22 protein-coding genes are annotated in these 21169 nt (G+C 61.3%); 18 read left to right on the top strand and 4 right to left on the bottom strand.

From position 1 onward, the window contains the following. Positions 1–26 precede the first annotated feature (26 nt). The 3 genes from J0F90_RS17040 to J0F90_RS17030 are packed head-to-tail and all read right to left on the bottom strand — an operon-like array spanning position 27 to position 2983. Entirely contained in the window at positions 27–1544 is a 1518-nt protein-coding gene (locus tag J0F90_RS17040) for a tripartite tricarboxylate transporter permease (RefSeq protein ID WP_033639766.1), read from the bottom strand. An 11-nt stretch (positions 1545–1555) separates the two neighbouring features. Next, positions 1556–1987: a tripartite tricarboxylate transporter TctB family protein gene (locus J0F90_RS17035; RefSeq protein ID WP_016926873.1), complete on the bottom strand. Its 432-nt coding sequence runs from the start codon at positions 1985–1987 to the stop codon at positions 1556–1558. Positions 1988–2002: 15 nt separating this feature from the next. Further along, entirely contained in the window at positions 2003–2983 is a 981-nt protein-coding gene (locus tag J0F90_RS17030; RefSeq protein WP_033639767.1) for a Bug family tripartite tricarboxylate transporter substrate binding protein, read from the bottom strand. Positions 2984–3369: 386 nt separating this feature from the next. Between J0F90_RS17030 and J0F90_RS17025 the strand changes: the two genes are divergently transcribed. From J0F90_RS17025 to J0F90_RS17015, 3 genes are all read left to right on the top strand, one after another. Next, entirely contained in the window at positions 3370–3588 is a 219-nt protein-coding gene (locus J0F90_RS17025) for a hypothetical protein (protein ID WP_228009735.1), read from the top strand. A 167-nt stretch (positions 3589–3755) separates the two neighbouring features. After that, positions 3756–4430: a transcriptional regulator TctD gene (tctD, locus tag J0F90_RS17020; protein ID WP_016926876.1), complete on the top strand. Its 675-nt coding sequence runs from the start codon at positions 3756–3758 to the stop codon at positions 4428–4430. Next, the gene (locus J0F90_RS17015; RefSeq protein WP_033639768.1) at positions 4417–5835 is read left to right on the top strand and encodes a sensor histidine kinase; all 1419 of its coding nucleotides are present in this window, start codon (positions 4417–4419) and stop codon (positions 5833–5835) included. The genes tctD and J0F90_RS17015 overlap by 14 nt, the downstream gene beginning before the upstream one ends. On the opposite strand, the gene J0F90_RS17010 is transcribed toward J0F90_RS17015, so the two are convergent. Continuing rightward, positions 5832–6752: a DMT family transporter gene (locus J0F90_RS17010; protein ID WP_033639769.1), complete on the bottom strand. Its 921-nt coding sequence runs from the start codon at positions 6750–6752 to the stop codon at positions 5832–5834. The two genes, J0F90_RS17015 and J0F90_RS17010, sit on opposite strands and share 4 nt — an antisense overlap. Before the next feature lie 117 nt (positions 6753–6869). Here J0F90_RS17010 and J0F90_RS17005 point away from each other — a divergent pair, with 117 nt between their 5' ends. From J0F90_RS17005 to hisP, 15 genes are all read left to right on the top strand, one after another. Further along, the gene (locus J0F90_RS17005) at positions 6870–7643 is read left to right on the top strand and encodes an AraC family transcriptional regulator (protein WP_015378596.1); all 774 of its coding nucleotides are present in this window, start codon (positions 6870–6872) and stop codon (positions 7641–7643) included. Between the two features lie 53 nt (positions 7644–7696). After that, the gene (gene pdxB, locus J0F90_RS17000) at positions 7697–8818 is read left to right on the top strand and encodes a 4-phosphoerythronate dehydrogenase PdxB (RefSeq protein ID WP_033639770.1); all 1122 of its coding nucleotides are present in this window, start codon (positions 7697–7699) and stop codon (positions 8816–8818) included. 108 nt (positions 8819–8926) lie between these two features. Continuing rightward, entirely contained in the window at positions 8927–9937 is a 1011-nt protein-coding gene (locus J0F90_RS16995) for an aspartate-semialdehyde dehydrogenase (protein WP_004936134.1), read from the top strand. Then, complete coding sequence (gene truA / locus J0F90_RS16990) at positions 9937–10758, top strand: tRNA pseudouridine(38-40) synthase TruA (RefSeq protein WP_004936132.1); 822 nt, start codon at positions 9937–9939, stop codon at positions 10756–10758. The genes J0F90_RS16995 and truA overlap by 1 nt, the downstream gene beginning before the upstream one ends. 78 nt (positions 10759–10836) lie before the next feature. Next, positions 10837–11499, top strand: a complete 663-nt coding sequence (locus tag J0F90_RS16985; RefSeq protein ID WP_004936130.1) for a DedA family protein — start codon at positions 10837–10839, stop codon at positions 11497–11499. Between the two features lie 232 nt (positions 11500–11731). Continuing rightward, entirely contained in the window at positions 11732–12640 is a 909-nt protein-coding gene (accD, locus tag J0F90_RS16980; RefSeq protein ID WP_028127750.1) for an acetyl-CoA carboxylase, carboxyltransferase subunit beta, read from the top strand. Between the two features lie 190 nt (positions 12641–12830). Then, on the top strand, positions 12831–14096 hold the full coding sequence (folC, locus tag J0F90_RS16975) for a bifunctional tetrahydrofolate synthase/dihydrofolate synthase (RefSeq protein ID WP_033639771.1): 1266 nt from the start codon (positions 12831–12833) through the stop codon (positions 14094–14096). After that, complete coding sequence (dedD, locus tag J0F90_RS16970; RefSeq protein WP_015378591.1) at positions 14097–14834, top strand: cell division protein DedD; 738 nt, start codon at positions 14097–14099, stop codon at positions 14832–14834. It abuts the gene before it with no gap. 234 nt (positions 14835–15068) lie between these two features. Continuing rightward, positions 15069–15569, top strand: coding sequence for a colicin V production protein (gene cvpA, locus J0F90_RS16965; protein ID WP_004936119.1), 501 nt, complete (start codon positions 15069–15071; stop codon positions 15567–15569). A gap of 21 nt (positions 15570–15590) precedes the next feature. Continuing rightward, positions 15591–17108 carry an amidophosphoribosyltransferase gene (purF, locus tag J0F90_RS16960; RefSeq protein WP_004936117.1) on the top strand — a complete coding sequence of 506 codons (1518 nt, stop codon included), beginning with the start codon at positions 15591–15593 and terminating at the stop codon, positions 17106–17108. A 132-nt stretch (positions 17109–17240) separates the two neighbouring features. After that, positions 17241–17813 carry a UbiX family flavin prenyltransferase gene (locus tag J0F90_RS16955; RefSeq protein WP_016926883.1) on the top strand — a complete coding sequence of 191 codons (573 nt, stop codon included), beginning with the start codon at positions 17241–17243 and terminating at the stop codon, positions 17811–17813. 303 nt (positions 17814–18116) lie between these two features. Beyond that, positions 18117–18899: a histidine ABC transporter substrate-binding protein HisJ gene (hisJ, locus tag J0F90_RS16950; RefSeq protein WP_004936109.1), complete on the top strand. Its 783-nt coding sequence runs from the start codon at positions 18117–18119 to the stop codon at positions 18897–18899. 82 nt (positions 18900–18981) lie between these two features. Continuing rightward, positions 18982–19668, top strand: coding sequence for a histidine ABC transporter permease HisQ (locus J0F90_RS16945; protein ID WP_016926884.1), 687 nt, complete (start codon positions 18982–18984; stop codon positions 19666–19668). Then, positions 19665–20369 carry an ABC transporter permease gene (locus J0F90_RS16940; RefSeq protein WP_004936100.1) on the top strand — a complete coding sequence of 235 codons (705 nt, stop codon included), beginning with the start codon at positions 19665–19667 and terminating at the stop codon, positions 20367–20369. Before J0F90_RS16945 ends, J0F90_RS16940 begins: the two co-directional genes overlap by 4 nt. 20 nt (positions 20370–20389) lie before the next feature. Continuing rightward, positions 20390–21163, top strand: coding sequence for a histidine ABC transporter ATP-binding protein HisP (gene hisP, locus J0F90_RS16935; RefSeq protein ID WP_004936098.1), 774 nt, complete (start codon positions 20390–20392; stop codon positions 21161–21163). Positions 21164–21169 lie beyond the last annotated feature (6 nt).

Here is a 21169-nt window from a genome sequence, read left to right as displayed (position 1 = left end):
GGCGGGGGAGCCCCGCCCGTTTCGCGTTATTCGGCCTTGGCCTCGGCCGCCGGTTGGCGGCGTTTGCGCATCAGGCGCAGCAGCGGCGGCAACGCCAGTACCGCAACCGCCAGCAGCAGCAGCGTTTGCGCGATGCTGCTGCTCCACAGAATGCCGAACTCGCCGTTGCTGATCGACAGCGCGCGGCGCAGGTTTTGTTCCAGCATCTCACCCAGCACAAAGCCCAGAATCAGCGGCGACATCGGGAAATGCATTTTCCGCAGAATATAGCCGAACACGCCCAACCCGACCATCAACAGCAGGTCGAAGGTGGTGCTGTGCACCGCATAAACCCCCACCGCCGACACCGCGGCGATCGCCGGTACCAGGAACCACAGCGGGATGGTCAGCATGCGGGTGAACAGGCCGACCAGCGGCAGGTTCATGATCAGCAGGATGACGTTAGCGATCAGCAGCGCGGCGATCAGCCCCCAGACGATATCCGGCTGTTCGGTGAACATCGCCGGGCCGGGGGTGATGTTGTACAGCGTCAGCGCGCCCATCATCACCGCCGTGGTGCCGGAACCCGGCACCCCCAGCGTCAGCATCGGAATGAACGAACCGCAGGCCGAGGCGTTGTTGGCCGCTTCCGGCGCCGCCACGCCGCGGATGTCGCCCTTGCCGAAGGTATCGCTGTTGCCGCTGATTTTCTTCTCGGTCATGTAGGTCAACGCGCTGGCGATGGTGGCGCCGGCGCCCGGCAGAATGCCGACGAAGAAACCGATCACCGACGAGCGCAGGGTCGGGCCTGCGCACTGCGCCGCCTCTTTGCGGTTGAACAGCAACCGGCCGGTTTTACGTACCAGTTTTTGCCCGGCGCTGGTGCTTTCCAGCATCAGCAGGATTTCGCTGACCGAGAACAGGCCGATCACCACCACGATAAACTGCACGCCGTCGGAGAGATGCACGCTGTCGAAGGTAAAGCGGTAAACGCCGGTGTTGGCGTCGACGCCCACCGTCGCCAGCCCCAGGCCGATCAGCGCCGCCAGCAGCGATTTTAGCGGGTTCTGGCTCATCATGCTGCCGAGGCAGGCGATGGCGAACACCATCAGGGCGAAATATTCCGCCGGGCCGAAGGCCAGCGACCAGCGGGCCAGCAGCGGCGCGAACAGAATGATGCCGCCGATGGCGATCATCGAGCCGACGAACGAGCTGACCGCCGAGATGGACAGCGCCACGCCGGCGCGCCCCTGCTGCGCCATCGGGTAGCCGTCCAGCGCGGTCATGATCGCCGCCGCGTCGCCCGGCACGTTGAGCAGAATCGACGAGATGCGCCCGCCGTATTCGCAGCCGATATACACCGTCGCCAGCAGGATCAGCGCCGATTCGGCCGGCAGTTTGAGGGCGAACGCCAGCGGCAGCAGGATCGCCACGCCGTTGATCGGCCCCAGCCCCGGCAACAGGCCGACGATGGTGCCGACGAAGCAGCCGATCAGGGCGATAATCAGGTTCTGCGGCACCAGCGCCACTTCAAACCCTTGGGTCAAATACATCCAGGTATCCATCATCGCTCCCGTTAGCTCAGCCAGATGCCGAGCGGCAGTGTGACATCGAGAAGTTGGTCAAAGGCGTAGTACAGCGCTGCGCCCATGACGACGCCGGAGATGGCCGCCGCCGGCAGGCTGGCCTGAAACAACAGGCCGATGCTGAACGTCAGCAGCGCGGTCGCCAGCGGAAAGCCCAGCCATTCAAAGCCCCAGGCATACAGCACCAGGGTGATCACCAGCACCAGCAGCCGCTGCAGCACCTTGTGGTGCGGCCATTCCACCGCCTGTGGGCGGCGCAGCAGCAACAGGGCCGCGCACAGCGCCATCAGGCTGAGGATCGCCAGCGGGAACGGGCGCGGCCCCAGCGGTTCATAGCTGTATTCGCTCTGGATGCCCCAGCCGATGAACAGCCCGCCGATACACAGCAGCAGCCAAAAGCCGGCAAAAATACGATCGCTCATGGTTTTCCCCTGCGGTTATTTGGCCAGGCCGAACACTTTCGCCTGCTCACGGTATTGGGCAACCTGATTCTTCACGTAGGCGTCCAGCTCTTTGCCGGTCATATTGAATTCGAACAGGCCGCGCAGATCGCGCTGCTGCTTGAATTCGTCTGTTGCCATCATTTTCTGGAAGGTGTCGATCCACCACTGATACTCTTCATCGCTGACTTTCGGCCCGACGTAGAAGCCGCGAATGATCGGCCACACCAGGCTGTACCCCTGTTCTTTGGCGGTCGGAATGTCGGCCAACTGGCCCGGCAAACGTTGCTCGGCATACACCGCCAGCACGCGGATTTTGTCGCCCTGCAGGTAAGGCACCATCTCGCTCAGGTCACCGGAAACCGCCTGAATATGGTTGCCCAACAGCGCGGTGACCGGCTCGCCGCCGCCTTCGAACGCCACATAGCGCATCTTGCGCGGATCCACGCCGACTTCGCGCGCCAGCAGCGCGGTTTTCATCCAGTCCTGGCTGCCGATGGAGGCGCCGGCGCCGAACACCACGCTGTTGGGATCTTTTTGGAAGGCGTCCATCAGGTCTTTCAGGGTTTTGTAAGGCGAGTCGGCGCGCACCGCGATCATGCCGTAGTCGGTTCCGACCGCCGCCAGCCATTTCACGTCGTCCACGTTATAGCGGCCGAACTTGCCCTGAGCCAGATTGAGCAGCGAACCGCCGGAGAAGGCCACCACGGTGCCGAACTCCGCCGGGCGCTGTGCGACGATGGCGTTGTAGGCCACCGCGCCGACGCCGCCGGGCATATAGGTGACGCGCATCGGTTTATCGATGGCCTTGGTGTCCTGCAACGACACCTGAATCAGCTTGCAGGTCAAATCGAAGCCGCCGCCGGGCTTGGCCGGCGCAATGCATTCGGTGCGTTTGGGCGCTTCCACGGCAAAGGCCTGAGAGGCCGCCAGCAACAGTGCGGCGGCGGTCAAGGTACGGGTCATTATTTTTTTCATTGTGGCTTGCCCTCGGTATTGTTCTGGTTGTGAATCCCGCTGAGCGCGGTTGCAGGATTGTTAAAACAACAACCTTTCATTTACCTTTCAGTGGCCGGAAAAGTTTCCAGTCTGTGATTAGGGTCTCTTGTCGCTAGCGAATCACGGGTGCGCTACCATAGAAATGCTGGCAGGAACAGGGCGCAAAACCGGCCAAAATCCTGCGTAATATCAGGTTTGCCGTTTTGCTTTCGCGATAAAATCATGATCAGTGAAATGAATAGAGACGCAGTGATATGTTTTCGTTAGGGAAATTGTTTAGCGGCAGGGACAGCGCCAAAGTATGCGCGATTAAACGGTTGCCTGAGGTCTACGCGGAGATGGTCGGTGGAACCGGGCAGTGCCGTTTGAAGCGACTGCGCGCCGAGGTTGGCGTGTTTGAGCTGCATTTCGTCAACGCCGCCGGTGAAAGATATGCCTGCCAGATGACCGCCTGCGTGACCGGCATCGATCTGGTATTTGCCGTCAACAATCGCTCCGTGTTGGTTTCTGCACCGTTTACCGCCGACAAGCTGCGCTCGGTGCTGGACATTGCCGTGGCCGATAGCCCCATTCCGCTGATCTGACGCCGCCCTGCGATCGCGCTCCATACGCATAATTGTGTGCCAGCTCCCAAAACTGGCGGCGCGGCGCTCTTTTATCCCCTTATTTTCCATGCCATTCTCTGTTATCAGCCTGTTAACGGACGCCGTGTCGGAGCCAGGTTGTTCAGATAAATCAATGGAATGGGAACATGCGACTGTTATTGGTTGAAGATCACCCCGAGCTGTCTCACTGGTTGCAAAAGGCGCTGACCGGCGCCGGGTTTGCCGTCGACGTCGCCCCGGACGGCGTGGCGGCCGATCATCTGTTGCTCAACGAGCGTTATGCGCTGGCGGTGTTGGATGTGGCGCTGCCGCGTTTGAACGGCCTGGATTTGCTGGCGCGCCTGCGCAAGCGCGGGCAGGATCTGCCGGTGTTGCTGCTGACGGCGCGCACCGACGTGGCCGATCGGGTAAAGGGCCTGAATCTGGGGGCGGACGATTACCTCACCAAGCCGTTCGAACTGGACGAGCTGGAAGCGCGTATTCGGGCGCTGCTGCGCCGCAGCGTCGGCGCCCCGCAGCCGGCGTTGCAGTACGGCGCGTTGACCTACCATGACGAAGGCTATTTTCTGCTGGAGAGCAAGCCGCTGGCGCTGACGCCGCGCGAATTGGCGGTGTTGACCGCGCTGATGCATCGGCGCGGCCGCCCGGTGGCCAAACAACAGCTGTTCGAGCAGGTGTTTACGCTGTCCGACGAGGCCAATCCCGAGAGCATCGAGCTTTACGTACACCGCCTGCGGAAAAAGCTGCAGGGCAGCGACGTGGCGATCGTCACGCTGCGCGGTCTGGGCTACAGCCTGGAGCTCTGCAATGCGGTGGTTTAATGCGCCGCGTTCGCTGTTCTATCAACTGCTGCTGTTTTTTGGCCTGCCGCTGCTGGCGTTGGGCGGTATCTCTATCTACACCCACTATTTCAGCGCCATGAGCGCCGCCACATTGGCTTACGATCGCACGCTGCTGGCGTCGGCGCGCACCGTGGCGGAGCGACTGGTGGTGCGCGAAGGCAAGCTGGCGGTCGATGTGCCCTATGTGGTGCTCGACAGCTTCGAGCGCAACATGAACGATCAGCTGTATTACGAGGTGATTTCGCCGCAGGGAAAAAGCATCTCGGGCTATGACGATTTGCCGTCGCTGCCGCCCCATATCCCGCGCTCCACGCTCTACCCGGCGCTGGTGCATTTTTATGATGCGGAATACCTCGGCCGGCCGATCCGCGTGGCGGCGCTGTTTCAACCGGTCAACGAGTCGGGGGTGAGCGGCATGGCGACCATTTTGGTGGCGGAAACCCTGGAATCGCGCCGTTACCTGGCGCGGCAGATGATGATCGCGGCGCTGCTGAGCCAGGGCACGGTGGTGGTGTTGACCCTGATCCTGGCGTTCGCGCTGCTCAAGCGGGTGTTGAAGCCGATGCGTAAACTCTCCGGCATCATGCTGCGGCGCGATCCGGGCGAGCTGACGCCCTTGCCGCGGGTATTGCCGTGGTCGGAGATGCAGCCGCTGCTGGTGGCGTTCAATCGCTATATCGAACGGCTGCGGCTGATGGTGGCGCGTCAGGAACGCTTCAGCGCCGACGCTTCCCACCAGCTGCGCACGCCGCTGGCGGTGTTGAAGACGCAGGTCGGGGTGGCGCTGGCCAGCGATCGGCCGCAGCAGTGGCGCGAAAGCCTGCAGGCGATGAGCGCGACGCTGGACAATACCGTGGCACTGACCGACCGCCTGCTGTATCTCTCACGCCTGAAGGCCAGCGAGCACCAGGCCGAGCGCAAGCTGCAGCCGGTCAACCTGGCGCAGGTGCTGCGCGACGCCTGTTTTTCCCGCTTGCCGCAGGCGCGCAGCAAACAGATCGATCTCGGTTTCGAAGGAGAAGCGGCGTGTCAAGTGGCGGGGGAACCGCTGCTGTTGGCCGAACTGTGCGCCAACCTGTTGGACAATGCGTTGAAATACACGCCGCGTCAGGGCGTGGTCACCGCTCGTCTCACGCAGGAAAAGGAGACGGGGGAAGGCGTGCTGGAGATTGAAGACAGCGGCCCCGGCATCGCCTTACAGGACAAGGCGCTGGCGCTGCAGCCGTTTCACCGGCTGGACAACGTGGGCGATCAGCCGGGCGCCGGCCTGGGGCTGGCGCTGGTGAAGGATATCACCGCGTATCACGGCACCCGCCCGGAGCTGTTGAGCTCCGCCGCGCTGGGCGGCCTGTTGGTGCGGGTGCGTTTCACGTTGCTGCCTTAAGCCTGTTCTTTGCAGGACTCGACGTCAGCCGCCGGGGCTTTGGCTTTACGCGTCAGCGGCGTGCGCAGCCGCTGCGACAGGATAACGCCCAGCAGGGTAATGCCGCCGCCGATCAGGTGGTAACCGTGCAACTGCTCATGCAGGAACAGCACGGCGATAGCGGCGGTAAACACCGGCGCCAGGTTCATGAAGATCGAGGCGGTGTTGGCGCCCAGGCGCATCACGCCCTGGATCCACAGGAACGGGGCGATGATCGAAGCCGGAATGCCGGCGAACAGCACCAGCGGCAGGTTATGGCCGTTCAAGCCGACATTCTGCGCCATCAGGAAATTAGGCAGCAGCAGCAGCACGCCGAACAGGATCTGCACGTACAGCGATTGCCAGTTCGGCAGCGCGATGGCCCAGCGTTTGGTCAACACGCCATACAGCGCGTAAGAGGCGGTGGCGAGCAGCATCATCAATTCCCCCTTGCCGATACCGTGCTGCAGCAGTACGCCGGGCTGGCCGCCGCTGACCAGCCAGATCAAACCGCCGAAGGAGAGAATACTGCCGAGCAGCACGCCGACGGTCGGCGCAATGCGCAGCAGGACGATGCTGATCAGGATGGTCAGCAGCGGGATCAGCGACACGATGATGCCCATAAACAGCGCGCTGACGCTGTGCGCCGCGTAATAGGCCAGGCTTTGATACAGCACCATGCCCAGCAGGCCGAGGATCATCAACTTCCACCAGTTGGCGCGCACCTGCGCCCAATTGCGCAGCACGCCCGGCAGCACGAACGGCGTCAGGGCAACCAGCGCCAGCAGCCAGCGGTAGAGCGAAATGGCCGCCGGATCGATGGCGGTGGCGGAGAGTTTGCTGACGACGGCGTTAATCGACCAAATCAGCACGGCCAACAGCGGGAAGAGCATATTCATGATAATTATTCTCAATAACGTCCAACATGCTGGCTAGTCTACGCGTGTCCGGTTTATCATATATAGCGATATCCAGACAAAAATCGGCGTAAACAAGACAAATCACGGGACGAAACCATGCCAGAAATCCGCCATTTCCCCGAGTCGCTGATCCCGGCGCCCAACCCGGTGCAGTTCCGCTGCGAAGAGTTTAACGCGCGCACCGAATTCCAGCCGCACAGCCACACCTGGGGCCAGTTGATGTGGGTCAAGGCCGGGGTGATGGTGCTGCGCATCGGCGGGCAGCGCTTTCTGGCGCCGCCGGAGTTCGTGTTGTGGGCGCCGGCGGGCATCGAACACTCCTGCTACAACCAGCGACTGGCGCAGTGCCGCATGGTGGACATCACGCCGGCGCTGTGCGCCGGTATGCCGGCCGACCCCTGTCTGGTGAGCGTCACGCCCATCTTCCGCGCCATCGCCGAGGATTTCTATGCGCGCAAGCAGTACATTCCGCAGGCGGAGGAGGATTTGCGCCTGTGCCAGGTGCTGATCGATCAGCTGCGCCTGTCGCCGCGTCAGCAAACCTATCTGCCGTCGTCGGACGACAAATTTTTGGCGCCGGTGCTGGAAGCGCTGGAGCATTGTCCGGCGGACAACACCTCGCTGGCGACGTGGGCGGCGCGGGTCTACACCACCGAGCGCACGCTGTCGCGCCGCTGCCAGCAGGATCTGGGCATGTCGTTCAGCGAGTGGCGCCAGCGCCTGCGTTTTCTGCATGCCGTGTCGTTGCTCGAGCAGGGCAAAACCGTGCAGGACGTGGCGTTGGACGTCGGCTACAGCTCCGCGTCGGCCTTTATCGTCATGTTCCAGCAGATCGCCGGCACCACCCCTGAACGCTTTCGCCGTGCCTGATTCAGTGGCACACTATTTCGCAGACAAATAGCCGTAAACCGTCGGAGAACGCAGTGAAAATTCTGGTTGATGAAAATATGCCGTACGCGGCCGAGCTGTTCAGCCGCCTGGGCGACGTGCAGGCGGTGCCGGGGCGTCCGATCCCGCGCGAGGCGCTGGCGGATGCCGATGCGCTGATGGTGCGTTCGGTCACCAAGGTCAATGAGGCCTTGTTGGCCGGCAGCCGCATTGGCTTTGTCGGCACCGCCACCGCCGGCACCGATCACGTTGATGACGCCTGGCTGCAACGGCAGGGCATCGGGTTTTCCGCCGCGTCGGGCTGCAACGCCATCGCGGTGGTCGAGTATGTGTTCTCCGCCTTGATGCTGCTGGCCGAACGCGACGGCTTCCAACTGCGGGATAAAACCGTCGGCATCGTCGGCGTGGGCAACGTCGGTTCCCGCCTGGACGCGCGCCTCAAAGCGCTGGGCGTGCGCACGCTGCTGTGCGATCCGCCGCGTGCCGATCGCGGCGACGCCGGGGAGTTTTGGCCGTTGGAGAAGCTGGTGGCCGAGGCCGACGTGCTGACCTTCCATACGCCGCTGAATAAATCCGGCCCATACCATTCGCTGCATCTGGCGGACGCCGAGCTGTTGGCGGCGCTGCCGGACAACCGCATTCTGATCAACGCCTGTCGCGGGCCGGTGGTGGATAACGCCGCGCTGCTGCAGGCGTTGGAAAAGGGCAAAAAGCTGAGCACGGTGCTGGACGTGTGGGAACCGGAGCCGGATCTCGCCTTGCCGCTGCTGGCGCGGGTGGATATCGGCACCGCGCATATCGCCGGATATACGCTGGAAGGCAAGGCGCGCGGCACCACCCAGGTGTTCGAAGCGTTCAGCCGCCATCTGGGGCAGCCGCAGCAGGTGGCGCTGGCCTCGCTGCTGCCGGTGCCGGAGTTCAGCCTGATCCGCCTCAACGGGCCGCTGGATGAAGCGCGGTTAAAACGATTGATGCACTTGGTGTATGATGTGCGCCGCGATGATGCGCCACTGCGCAAAGTCGCCGGGCAACCGGGCGAATTCGATCGCCTGCGCAAGCACTACCAGGAGCGCCGCGAGTGGTCTTCGCTGGCCGTGCAATGCGATGACAGCGCCAGCGCCGAGCTGCTCGGCAAGCTGGGCTTCAGCGTGGCGTAGCGTAAGGTTGTCTTAAGCCAACGCCGCTACAGTGAGCGGTAAAGATTATCGGGCGGTGATTGCACTGCCCGTGTGCTTTTATGAATGAAATACTCTGGAGAAAACCCGATGTCTGACGGCTGGAATATCGCGCTGCTCGGCGCCACTGGCGCGGTAGGTGAAGCGTTGCTGGAATTGTTGCAGGAACGCCAGTTCCCGGTGGGTGAACTCTATCCTCTGGCAAGCGAACGCAGCGCGGGCGCCAATGTGCGCTTCAACGGCAAGTCTCTTCTGGTGCAAAACGCCGAAGAGTTCGACTGGTCGCAGGCGCAGCTGGCCTTCTTCGTCGCCGGCAGCGACGCTTCCGCGCGCTATGCCGAAGAAGCCGGCAACATGGGCTGCCTGGTGATCGACACCAGCGGCCTGTTCGCCATGGAGCCGGATGTGCCGCTGGTGGTGCCGGGCGTGAACCCGCAGGTGCTGGCGGATTACCGTAACCGCAATATCGTGGCGGTGGCCGACAGCATGGTCAGCCAACTGCTGACGGCGATCAAACCGCTGACCGAACAGGCGGGGCTGTCGCGTCTGCACGTCACCACGCTGATGTCGGTATCGTCGCGCGGCAAGGTGGCGGTGGACGACTTGGCCGGCCAGAGCGCGCGCCTGCTGAACGGCATTCCGGCCGAGGAAGGCGTCTTCGGTAAACAGCTGGCGTTCAACCTGCTGCCGCTTGTCGCCGACGAGCAGGGCAGCGTGCGCGAAGAGCGCCTGATCGTCGATCAGGTGCGCAAGGTGCTGCAGGATGAAGGGCTGCCGATTTCGGTGAGCTGCGTTCAGTCGCCGGTGTTTTACGGCCACGCGCAGGTGGTGCACCTGGAAGCGCTGCGCCCGCTGTCCGCCGAAGAGGCGCGCAGCGAGCTCGAAGAGGTCGAAGACATTCAGCTGAGCGAAGAGGACGATTACCCGACCCAGGTCACCGACGCTTCCGGCAGCGATGCGCTCAGCATCGGTTGCCTGCGTAACGATTACGGCATCCCCGAGCTGCTGCAGTTCTGGACGGTAGCGGACAATGTGCGCTTCGGCGGCGCGTTGATGGCTATCGAAACCGCCGAGCGTCTGGTGCAGGAGCAGATGTACTGATGTCTGAGGTGGTCTCGCCCGCTCAGCCGACGCTGAAGGTAGCGCTGGGCATCGAATATGACGGCAGCCGGTACTACGGCTGGCAGCGGCAGCAAGAAGTGGCCAGCGTGCAGGAACGCCTGGAGCAGGCGTTGAGCAAGGTGGCGGATGCGCCGATTACCGTGCTGTGCGCCGGGCGCACCGACGCCGGGGTGCACGCCACCGGGCAGGTGGTGCATTTCGAAACCACTGCGCGCCGCAAGGACGCCGCCTGGACGATGGGGGTGAATACCCATTTGCCGCCGGACATCGCGGTGCGTTGGGTGAGCCCCGTCGCCGACGATTTTCACGCGCGTTTCAGCGCCACCGCGCGCCGCTACCGCTATATCATTTTCAACCATCGCTACCGGCCGGCGGTGCTGCAGCAGGGGGTGACGCATTTTTATCACCCGCTGGACGCCGATCGCATGCACCGGGCGGCGCAGGCGCTGCTGGGCGAGAACGACTTCACGTCGTTCCGCGCGGTGCAATGTCAGTCGCGCACCCCGTGGCGTTGCGTAAAACACGTTAAGGTTACGCGCTACGGCGAATATATTGTGGTAGATATCAAGGCGAATGCCTTTGTGCATCATATGGTTCGCAACATCGTCGGCAGCCTGATGGAGATCGGCTGCGGCAATCAGGGTGAGAACTGGATGGCCGAGTTGCTGGCGCTGAAGGATCGCAATCTGGCGGCGGCGACGGCGCGAGCCGAGGGGCTGTATCTGGTTGCCGTGGATTACCCTGACCACTTTGGTCTACCGCGGCCGCCGATGGGGCCGCTGTTTTTGCCCGACGATTAAACGCCGGCACGCCTGAAAGCGTCGCTCCCTTGTGCTTCTGCCGGGTGATTGAAACGCCCGGCATCAATGAGAGAATTTATGGACATCATCAAGTTTATTATTGATTTTATTCTGCATATTGATGTGCACTTGGCCGAACTGGTCGCACAATACGGCATGTGGGTCTACGCTATTCTGTTCCTGATCCTGTTTTGCGAAACCGGTCTGGTGGTGACGCCGTTCCTGCCGGGGGATTCTTTGCTGTTCGTCGCCGGCGCGCTGGCGGCGTTGCCGACCAACGATCTGAACGTGCACACCATGGTGGCGTTGATGGCCGTGGCGGCGATCATCGGCGATGCGGTGAACTACACTATCGGGCGGTTGTTCGGCGAGAAGCTGTTCAGCAACCCGAATTCGAAAATCTTCCGCCGCAGCTACCTGGACAAGACGCATCAGTTCTATGAGAAGCACGGTGGGAAAACGATTATTCTGGCGCGATTCGTGCCGATCGTGCGTACTTTTGCGCCGTTCGTCGCCGGCATGGGGCATATGTCCTATCGCCACTTCGCCGCCTACAACGTGATTGGCGCACTGGTTTGGGTGCTGCTCTTCACTTATGCTGGCTATCTGTTCGGCGATCTGCCGGTGGTGCAGGAGAACTTGAAGCTGTTGATCGTCGGGATCATCATCGTTTCGATTCTGCCGGGCGTGATTGAAATTTGGCGCCACAAGCGCGCGGCCGCCCGCCAGCAAAAACAGTAAAAACATCGCTTAACCTGTCGGTTCGACCAGTTTTTTGTCCACAGCGTCGGGCCGATATGGTTTAATGAGCGACATTATGGTCTGTTCCTGCGAACAACCCTGAAGCCGATGCCTCAGTCGCCGCGCTTGCCGCGCCGCGAACGGGCATTTTTTCATTGGGGTGTTTTCGGGGGGATTGTTAAAGCATGAACAGCGGACTGGCGTGTGCCAGGTTCAAACAGAAAGGTCATCGATGAGCTGGATTGAACGAATTCTTAACAAGAGCAATATCACACAAACCCGTAAGGCGAGCATTCCTGAAGGGGTCTGGACTAAATGCGACAGCTGCGGCCAGGTTCTCTACCGCGCCGAGCTGGAGCGGAATCTGGAAGTGTGCCCGAAGTGCGACCACCACATGCGTATGAGCGCGCGCGCGCGTCTGCATACCCTGCTGGACGAAGGCAGCGAAGTGGAGCTGGGCAGCGATCTGGAGCCGAAGGACGTTCTGAAATTCAAGGATTCCAAGCGCTATAAAGATCGTCTGGTCGCCGCACAGAAAGCGACCGGCGAGAAAGACGCGCTGGTGGTGATGAAGGGCACGCTGTACGGCATGCCGATCGTCGCCGCGTCCTTCGAATTCGCCTTCATCGGCGGCTCGATGTCTTCCGTGGTCGGCGCGCGTTTCGTGCGTGCGGTTGAGCAGGCGCTGGAGGACAACTGTCCGCTGGTGTGCTTCTCCGCCAGCGGCGGCGCGCGCATGCAGGAAGCGCTGATGTCACTGATGCAGATGGCGAAAACCAGCGCGGCGTTGGCCAAAATGCAGGAGCGCGGCTTGCCGTATATCTCCGTGCTGACCGACCCGACCATGGGCGGTGTCTCCGCCAGCCTGGCGATGCTGGGCGACATCAATATCGCCGAGCCGAAAGCGCTGATCGGTTTTGCCGGCCCGCGCGTTATCGAGCAAACCGTGCGCGAGAAACTGCCGCCGGGCTTCCAGCGCAGCGAGTTCCTGATCGAAAAAGGCGCGATCGACATGATCGTTCGCCGTCCGGAAATGCGCCAAACGTTGGCGAGCATTCTGTCCAAGCTGACCAACCAGCCGCAGCCGCATTTCGATGAGGCCGCGCCGGTCATTGAGCCGGAGCCGCAGGCCGACGCCTGAGGCAAAGACAGATCCCGCCCGGGTTCAGCCGCCACTTTGTGGCTAAGTGACGGCTGATGCCCGCTCCCTGCCGGCCGTAGCCTTTCCGCTGCGGTTTGCAGGCTGGCGGCAGTCACGAAGCGCATCGCCTTTACCGCGGTGAGGGTGGTGCCCTGATGGATTAATGAACCCAAGTTCAGTGATGGGACTCATGCAAAACCACCAAATTCCCCAAGCCACGTCGCCATTGAGCTCGTGGCTTTACTATCTGGAACGTCTGCACAGCCAGGCGATCGAACTCGGCCTTGAGCGCGTACAGCGCGTCGCGGCGCATCTGGATTTACTGACCCCCGCACCCACGGTGTTCACCGTTGCCGGCACCAACGGCAAAGGCACCACCTGTCGCACCCTTGAAGCTATTCTGCTGGCCGCCGGCCTGCGCGTCGGCGTCTACAGTTCACCGCATCTGGTGCGCTATACCGAACGCGTGCGCATTCAGGGCGAAGAGCTGAGCGAAGCGGAGCACAGCCGCTCGTTCGCCGCCATTGAAGCCGGCCGCGGCGAAACGTCGCTGACCTATTTCGAATTCGGCACCCTGTCGGCGCTGCAGCTGTTCAAACAGGCGCGACTCGACGTGGTGATCCTGGAAGTGGGGCTGGGCGGGCGTCTCGACGCCACTAACATCGTCGATCCGAGCGTGGCGGTGATCACCAGCATTGCGCTCGATCACACCGACTGGCTGGGCAACGATCGCGAAAGCATCGGCCGTGAAAAGGCCGGCATTTTCCGCAGCGGCAAACCGGCGGTGGTCGGTGAACCCGATATGCCGGACAGCATTCGTCAGGTTGCCGAAACGCTGGGCGCGCCGCTGTCTCGCCGTGGTGAAGCCTGGCGCTTCAGCGAGCAGGGCGATCGCTGGCAGTGGCAGGGCGGCGACACGCTGCTGACCGATCTGCCGACGCCGAACGTACCGCTGGCCAACGCCGCTACCGCGCTGGCGGCGCTCAACTGCAGCCCGCTGGAAATCGACGAACGCGCGATTTTCACCGGGCTGCAGCAGGCGACACTGCCGGGGCGTTTCCAGATCGTGCGGCGGGAGCCGACGCTGATCCTCGATGTGGCGCACAACCCGCACGCCGCCGGCTATCTGGCCGGGCGTCTGGCCAAACTGCCGCGCAACGGCGGCAAGGTGCGCGCGGTGGTGGGCATGCTGTCGGACAAGGATATCGCCGGCACGCTGGCCTGCCTCAGCGAGCAGGTGGATGAATGGTACTGCGCGCCGCTCGACGGGCCGCGCGGCGCCAGCGTCGAACAACTGGCGCAACATCTGACGGAACCGCGCCGCTTTAATGATGTCGAAACTGCCTGGCGGCAGGCTATGCAGGATGCTGATAAACAGGATATTGTGATCGTCTGTGGATCGTTCCACACCGTGGCGCAGGTGATGGCGGCGTTAGACGAGATGCGGGGAGTGTGAGTGGCGAGTAAATTTCAGAACCGACTGGTCGGAACCGTGATTCTGGTGGCGCTGGGGGTGATCATCCTGCCAGGGTTGCTGGACGGCAAAAAGAAGCATTACGAGGATGAATTCGCGGCCATTCCGTTGGTGCCGAAGGCGGGCGACGTCGAAGAGAACGACGTGCTGCCACCGGTGACGCAACCGTTGCCGGCGCAGCCGCCGGAAGGGGCGGGCGCGCTGGTCGAACAGCAGGCGGCCAACGAAGCGGCGGCGCAACAGGCGGTGCGACAAGGTGCTCAGCAGCCAGCGCAGGTGGCGCCGCCACCGGTCGAGACGCGTCCTCAGCCGGTGCCGCAGCCCAAGCCGAAACCGGTAGAAACCAAACCGGTGGAAGTGAAACCGAAACCGGCTCCGCAACCGAAACCGGTGGAAGTGAAGCCGGTACCGAAGCCGGAGCCGACGCCGAAACCTGAACCGACGCCGCAGCCGAAACCGGCGGAAGAAAAAGCGCCGGCCGGGCAAGCCTACGTCGTGCAGCTCGGGGCGTTGAAAAATGCCGCCAAGGCGAACGAGATTGTCGCCTCGCTGCGCCTCTCGGGCTATCGCGCCTTTACCGTGCCGTCAACGCCGGTGCAGGGGCAGATCACCCGCATCTATGTCGGCCCGGACGCTTCCAAGCAGAAGCTGCAGGCGGCGCTGCCGTCGCTGAACTCGATCAGCGGGCTGAGCGGGCAGGTGAAGCCGTACGGCCGTTAAACCCCGCAGGGGCGCAGCACGATGCGCCCCTGAATTAAGGAGTGGTGGAGATAAAGCGAGAAAAACCGCGCCTTTTACAGGCGAAATCACCTATGTAGGCGCGGCGATTGGGAATTTTTTGATCGCCGCTTTTTATTTGTAACGTGGTAGGAAATCCCCTACGCAAACGTTTTCTTTTTCTGTTAGAATTCGCCGCGAATTGGATGCAGGGGCGATTCATCATTGGAATAGTTCATGGTCTGGATTGATTACGTCATTATAGCGGTGATTGGATTTTCGGCTCTGGTGAGCCTGATCCGAGGGTTTGTTCGCGAAGCATTGTCACTTGTGACATGGGGATGTGCGTTTTTTGTTGCCAGCCATTTCTACTCTTACCTTGCGGTCTATTTCACTCGTTTTGAAGATGAACTGGTGCGAAACGGCATCGCGATCGCGATTTTGTTCATCGCGACCTTGATCGTAGGGGCTATTGTTAACTATGTGATTAGCTCACTGGTAGAGAAAACCGGGTTGTCGGGCACCGACCGGGTGTTGGGCATCTGCTTCGGCGCGCTGCGCGGAGTATTGATCGTCGCGGCGATCCTGTTCTTCCTGGATACCTTTACCGGCTTTTCACAGAGTGCCGACTGGAAACAGTCACAGCTCATTCCCCAGTTCAGTTACGTCATCAGGTGGTTCTTTGACTACCTGCAGAGCACGTCGAGTTTCTTGCCGACCCAATTGCCGGGGCGGTAGCGCTGATGAGGAAAAGACAACATGTGCGGTATTGTCGGTATCGCCGGTTTCATGCCGGTAAACCAGTCGATTTATGATGCGCTGACGGTGCTTCAGCACCGTGGCCAGGATGCCGCAGGCATCGTCACCATTGACGCCCACAACGGGTTCCGTTTGCGTAAAGCTAACGGCCTGGTGAAAGATGTGTTTGAGGCGCGCCATATGCAACGCTTGCAGGGCAACATGGGCATTGGCCATGTGCGTTACCCGACGGCCGGCAGCTCGAGCGCCTCTGAGGCCCAGCCTTTCTACGTCAACTCGCCGTTCGGCATTACGCTGGCCCACAACGGCAATCTGACCAACGCCCATGAGCTGCGCCAAAAGCTGTTCGAAAGCGGCCGCCGCCATGTCAACACCACCTCCGACTCGGAAATCCTGCTGAACGTGCTGGCCAGCGAACTGGATCGCTTCCCGCATTATCCGCTGGAGGCCGACAACATTTTTACCGCGGTCGCCGCCATGCATCAGCAACTGCGCGGCGCTTACGCCTGCGTGGCGATGATCATCGGCCATGGCCTGCTGGCGTTCCGCGATCCGAACGGTATTCGTCCGCTGGTGATCGGCAAGCGCACGCTGGAGGATGGCCGCAGCGAGTACATGGTGGCTTCCGAGAGCGTGGCGCTGGATACCCTGGGCTTTGAGTTCCTGCGCGACGTGGCGCCGGGCGAAGCGGTGTACATCACCACCAAGGGCCAGCTGTTCACCCGCCAGTGCGCAGAGAACCCAAAAACCAACCCGTGCCTGTTCGAATACGTCTATTTCGCGCGCCCGGACTCCTTTATGGACAAGATCTCGGTCTACAGCGCCCGCGTGCGCATGGGCCAGAAGCTGGGTGAGAAGATTGCCCGCGAATGGGAAGATCTGGACATCGACGTGGTGATCCCGATCCCGGAAACCTCCTGCGACATCGCGCTGGAGATCGCGCGCATTCTCGAAAAACCCTACCGCCAGGGCTTTGTGAAGAACCGCTACGTCGGCCGCACCTTTATCATGCCGGGCCAGCAGGCGCGTCGTCAGTCGGTGCGCCGCAAGCTGAACGCCAACCGCGCCGAGTTCCGCGACAAGAACGTGCTGCTGGTGGATGACTCCATCGTGCGCGGCACCACGTCGGAACAGATCGTCGAGATGGCGCGCGAAGCGGGCGCCAAGCGTGTGTACCTGGCTTCCGCCGCGCCGGAAGTGCGTTTCCCGAATGTCTACGGCATCGACATGCCGAGCGCCAACGAACTGATCGCCCACGGGCGTGAAGTGGATGAAATCCGCCAGATTATCGGCGCCGACGGGCTGATCTTCCAGGACCTGGACGATCTGATCGAAGCGGTGCGCGAAGAGAACCCGGACATCACCCAGTTCGAATGCTCGGTGTTCAACGGCATCTACGTGACCAAAGACGTCGATCAAAGCTATCTGGAATATCTGGAGTCGCTGCGCAGCGACGACGCCAAGGCGCTGCGAGGGCAAACCGAAGCGGAAAATCTGGAACTGCACAACGAAGGCTAACCGGCCGCGTTGATTACTCGGGGGGCATCGCCGCGTCTGCGGCGGTGCGCCTTGCTCCTGTGAACTTGCTTATCCCTCGCCATTGCGGCAAAGTCTGCCTGATCTTACTTTTTACGGCAGAGGCCATTTTCCATGAAACGACTCATCATCGGCATTTCCGGCGCCAGCGGCGCGATCTACGGCGTGCGCCTGTTACAGGTTTTGCGCGACGTCGCAGAGGTGGAAACCCATCTGGTGATGAGCAACGCTGCACGGCAGACGCTGGCGCTGGAAACGCCGTACAGCCTGCGTGAAGTGCAGGCGTTGGCCGACGTGGTGCACGATGCGCGCGATATCGCCGCCGCCATCTCTTCCGGCTCCTTCAAAACCCTGGGCATGGCGATCCTGCCATGCTCGATCAAAACCCTGTCCGGCATCGTCAACAGCTACAGCGACGGGCTGCTGACCCGCGCCGCCGACGTGGTGCTCAAAGAGCGCCGCCGTTTGGTGCTGTGCGTGCGGGAAACGCCGCTGCATCTGGGACACCTGCGGTTGATGACGCAGGCGGCGGAGATGGGCGCGGCGATCATGCCGCCGGTGCCGGCGTTTTACCACCAGCCGAAAAGCGTGGAAGACATCATCGATCAGACCGTCAATCGGGTGATCGATCAGTTTGATATCGAACTGCCGGCCGATCTGTTCACCCGCTGGCAGGGTGCTGATTAACATTTTCATCCCCAAATTGGCACATTTGTGCAACACCGCACTGAATTAGGGCGGCGCATGCACCATAATGATCCCACTTCATCACGTTCACTGTTTCATGGCGCCGCCTTATCGCGGCTGCCAGTGGCGCGGCCCCGAGCGGCCGATTTAATTTTGCGGTTATCGTCCCAGGAAACAGTATTGTGAAGGCCGGAGCCGTTCCCTCCGCCCGTAGCACCTAATGTGGCACGATTACTGCAAATTGATTTGGTGGGGAAAAGTAATGCCCGTAGTGGCATCAAAAAATCAATTTGAGGGTAATTTATGAAAAAGCGGGTTTTGATTTTGCCGTTAGTTCTGGCTTTGAGCGCCGCCAGCAGCGCCTTTGCCGCCATTCCTTCCACGCTGAAGATTGGCACCGATCCGACTTACGCACCGTTTGAATCCAAAAACGCCAAAGGCGAATTGGTTGGCTTTGACATCGATTTGGCCAAAGAGCTGTGCAAACGCATCAATACCCAATGCACCTTCGTGGAGAGCGACTTCGACGCGCTGATCCCATCCCTCAAGGCGAAGAAAATCGACGCCATCATCTCTTCGCTGTCCATCACCGAAAAACGCCAGCAGGAAATCGCCTTTACCGACAAGCTGTATGCCGCCAACGCGCGTCTGATCGCGCCGAAAGGGTCCAAGCTGTTGCCTACCGTGGACGCCCTGAAAGGCAAGAGTGTGGGCGTGTTGCAGGGCACCACCCAGGAAGCCTACGCCAACGCCATGTGGCAGCCGAAGGGCATCACCGTCGTGCCTTACCAGAACCAGGATCTGGTTTACGCCGATTTGGCTTCCGGCCGTATCGACGCCGCCTTCCAGGATGAAGTGGCGGGCAGCGACGGCTTCCTGAAACAGCCGCCGGGCAAAGACTATGCGTTCGCCGGCGAATCGGTGAAGGATGACAAGTTCTTCGGCGTCGGCACCGGCATGGGGCTGCGCAAGACCGATACCGAGCTGAAAGCGGCGCTGGACAAAGCCTTCGCCGAGATGCGCAAAGACGGCACCTACGACAAATACGCGAAAAAGTACTTCGACTTTGACGTCTACGGCGGGTAATCCGCTTACCGTTCCATGCTGTGACTGCGGGGCCGGCGTGCCGGCCCCGATGGTTCGGATCCTAGACCACAGGGTGAAGTAGATGCTGCAAGGCTATTCCCAACTGATTTTCGAGGGGGCTCTGGTGACGTTGGAGCTGGCCCTCAGTTCCGTGTTGCTGGCGGTGGTGATCGGCCTGATCGGCGCCGGTGGCAAACTGTCTCATAACCCCTTTATCTCCGGCCTGTTCGGCGCCTATACCACGCTGATCCGCGGCGTGCCCGATCTGGTGCTGATGCTGCTGATTTTTTACGGTCTGCAAATCGCGCTGAACAATATCACTACGCTGCTGGGCTTCGCGCAGATCGATATCGATCCGCTCGGCGCCGGCATCATTACCCTCGGCTTTATCTACGGCGCTTATTTTACCGAGACCTTCCGCGGCGCTTATCTGGCGGTGCCGAAAGGGCAGATCGAAGCGGCGACGGCCTATGGCTTCAGCGGCGCGCAGATCTTCCGGCGCATTCTGTTCCCGGCGATGATGCGTTTCGCCCTGCCGGGCATCGGCAACAACTGGCAGGTGATCCTGAAGGCGACGGCGCTGGTGTCGATTCTCGGCCTGAACGATGTGGTCAAAGCCACGCAGCTGGCGGGAAAAGGCACCTATCAGCCGTTCTTCTTCGCCATCGTGGCCGGCGTGGTGTATCTGATCTTCACTACCGTTTCCAACGGCGTGCTGCTGTGGCTTGAACGGCGTTACTCACTGGGCGTCAAGAGGGCCGAACTATGATCGAGATCCTGCAACAGTATTGGCAGTCGCTGCTGTGGAGTGACGGCTACCGCTTCACCGGCGTGGCGATCACGCTGTGGCTGCTGATTGCCTCGGTGGTGATGGGCGGGCTGCTGGCGATCCCGATGGCGGTGGCGCGCGTTTCTTCCCTTCGCTGGGTGCGTTTCCCGGTGTGGCTCTACACCTATGTGTTTCGCGGTACGCCGCTGTACGTGCAACTGCTGGTGTTCTACTCCGGCATGTATAGCCTCGAGATCGTGCGCGGCAGTGAGTTTCTCAATGCGTTTTTCCGCAGCGGGCTCAACTGCACCATCCTGGCGCTGACGCTCAACACCTGCGCTTATACCACCGAGATCTTCGCCGGGGCGATCCGCTCGGTGCCGCACGGTGAAATCGAGGCCGCCAACGCCTACGGTTTCTCGCGTTTCAAGATGTATCGCTGCATCATTTTGCCTTCGGCGCTGCGCACCGCGCTGCCGGCTTACAGCAACGAAGTGATCCTGATGCTGCACTCCACCGCGCTGGCGTTTACCGCCACCGTGCCGGACCTGTTGAAGATCGCGCGCGACATCAACGCCGCGACCTATCAGCCGTTTTACGCCTTCGGCATCGCGGCGGTGCTGTATCTGATCATCTCCTACGTGTTAATCAGCCTGTTCCGCAAAGCTGAGAAACGTTGGATGGCACACGTTAGTCACTGATAAATGACGGGAAGAAAACCATGTCTGAGAATAAATTAGCCGTCACGGAACTGCACAAACGCTATGGCGACCACGAAGTGCTGAAGGGCGTCTCGCTGGCGGCCAACGCCGGGGATGTGATCAGCATCATCGGATCCTCCGGCTCCGGCAAAAGCACCTTTCTGCGCTGCATCAACTTCCTTGAGAAGCCGAGCGAAGGTTCGATCAGTCTGAACAACGAAGATATTCGCATGGTGCGCGACAAGGACGGCCAACTGAAGGTATTCGACAAGAAGCAGCTGCAGCTGTTGCGCACCCGCCTGACCATGGTATTTCAGCACTTTAACCTGTGGAGCCACATGACGGTGCTGGAGAACGTGATGGAAGCGCCGGTGCAGGTGCTGGGGCTGAGCAAGGCCGACGCGCACGAGCGCGCGGTGCGCTACCTGGACAAAGTGGGCATCGACGAGCGGGCGCGCGGCAAATACCCGGTGCACCTGTCGGGCGGCCAGCAGCAGCGCGTCTCTATCGCCCGCGCATTGGCGATGGAGCCGGAGGTGCTGCTGTTTGACGAACCGACGTCGGCGCTGGATCCCGAACTGGTGGGCGAGGTGCTGCGCATCATGCAGAAGCTGGCGGAGGAGGGGAAGACCATGGTGGTGGTGACGCACGAAATGGAGTTTGCGCGCCACGTTTCCAACCACGTGATCTTCCTGCACAAAGGGTTGATTGAAGAACAGGGGCCGCCGGCCGAGTTGTTCGGCAACCCCAAAAGCCCGCGCCTGCAGCAGTTCCTGTCCGGCGCGTTGAAGTAACGTCAG

Origin of the sequence: Serratia marcescens subsp. marcescens ATCC 13880, assembly GCF_017299535.1 — a bacterium.
Classification (GTDB): Bacteria; Pseudomonadota; Gammaproteobacteria; order Enterobacterales; family Enterobacteriaceae; genus Serratia; species Serratia marcescens.
The sequence above is the reverse complement of the archived record's forward strand: the minus strand, read 5'-3'. Positions and strand labels throughout refer to the sequence as shown.

Coding starts and splice junctions, on each gene's coding strand:
- J0F90_RS17040 (WP_033639766.1), bottom strand. CDS start 1,544: ATGGATACCTGGATGTATTTGACCCAAGGGTTTGAAGTGGCGCTGGTG.
- J0F90_RS17035 (WP_016926873.1), bottom strand. CDS start 1,987: ATGAGCGATCGTATTTTTGCCGGCTTTTGGCTGCTGCTGTGTATCGGC.
- J0F90_RS17030 (WP_033639767.1), bottom strand. CDS start 2,983: ATGAAAAAAATAATGACCCGTACCTTGACCGCCGCCGCACTGTTGCTG.
- tctD (WP_016926876.1), top strand. CDS start 3,756: ATGCGACTGTTATTGGTTGAAGATCACCCCGAGCTGTCTCACTGGTTG.
- J0F90_RS17015 (WP_033639768.1), top strand. CDS start 4,417: ATGCGGTGGTTTAATGCGCCGCGTTCGCTGTTCTATCAACTGCTGCTG.
- J0F90_RS17010 (WP_033639769.1), bottom strand. CDS start 6,752: ATGAATATGCTCTTCCCGCTGTTGGCCGTGCTGATTTGGTCGATTAAC.
- J0F90_RS17005 (WP_015378596.1), top strand. CDS start 6,870: ATGCCAGAAATCCGCCATTTCCCCGAGTCGCTGATCCCGGCGCCCAAC.
- J0F90_RS16995 (WP_004936134.1), top strand. CDS start 8,927: ATGTCTGACGGCTGGAATATCGCGCTGCTCGGCGCCACTGGCGCGGTA.
- truA (WP_004936132.1), top strand. CDS start 9,937: ATGTCTGAGGTGGTCTCGCCCGCTCAGCCGACGCTGAAGGTAGCGCTG.
- J0F90_RS16985 (WP_004936130.1), top strand. CDS start 10,837: ATGGACATCATCAAGTTTATTATTGATTTTATTCTGCATATTGATGTG.
- accD (WP_028127750.1), top strand. CDS start 11,732: ATGAGCTGGATTGAACGAATTCTTAACAAGAGCAATATCACACAAACC.
- folC (WP_033639771.1), top strand. CDS start 12,831: ATGCAAAACCACCAAATTCCCCAAGCCACGTCGCCATTGAGCTCGTGG.
- cvpA (WP_004936119.1), top strand. CDS start 15,069: ATGGTCTGGATTGATTACGTCATTATAGCGGTGATTGGATTTTCGGCT.
- purF (WP_004936117.1), top strand. CDS start 15,591: ATGTGCGGTATTGTCGGTATCGCCGGTTTCATGCCGGTAAACCAGTCG.
- J0F90_RS16955 (WP_016926883.1), top strand. CDS start 17,241: ATGAAACGACTCATCATCGGCATTTCCGGCGCCAGCGGCGCGATCTAC.
- hisJ (WP_004936109.1), top strand. CDS start 18,117: ATGAAAAAGCGGGTTTTGATTTTGCCGTTAGTTCTGGCTTTGAGCGCC.
- J0F90_RS16945 (WP_016926884.1), top strand. CDS start 18,982: ATGCTGCAAGGCTATTCCCAACTGATTTTCGAGGGGGCTCTGGTGACG.
- J0F90_RS16940 (WP_004936100.1), top strand. CDS start 19,665: ATGATCGAGATCCTGCAACAGTATTGGCAGTCGCTGCTGTGGAGTGAC.
- hisP (WP_004936098.1), top strand. CDS start 20,390: ATGTCTGAGAATAAATTAGCCGTCACGGAACTGCACAAACGCTATGGC.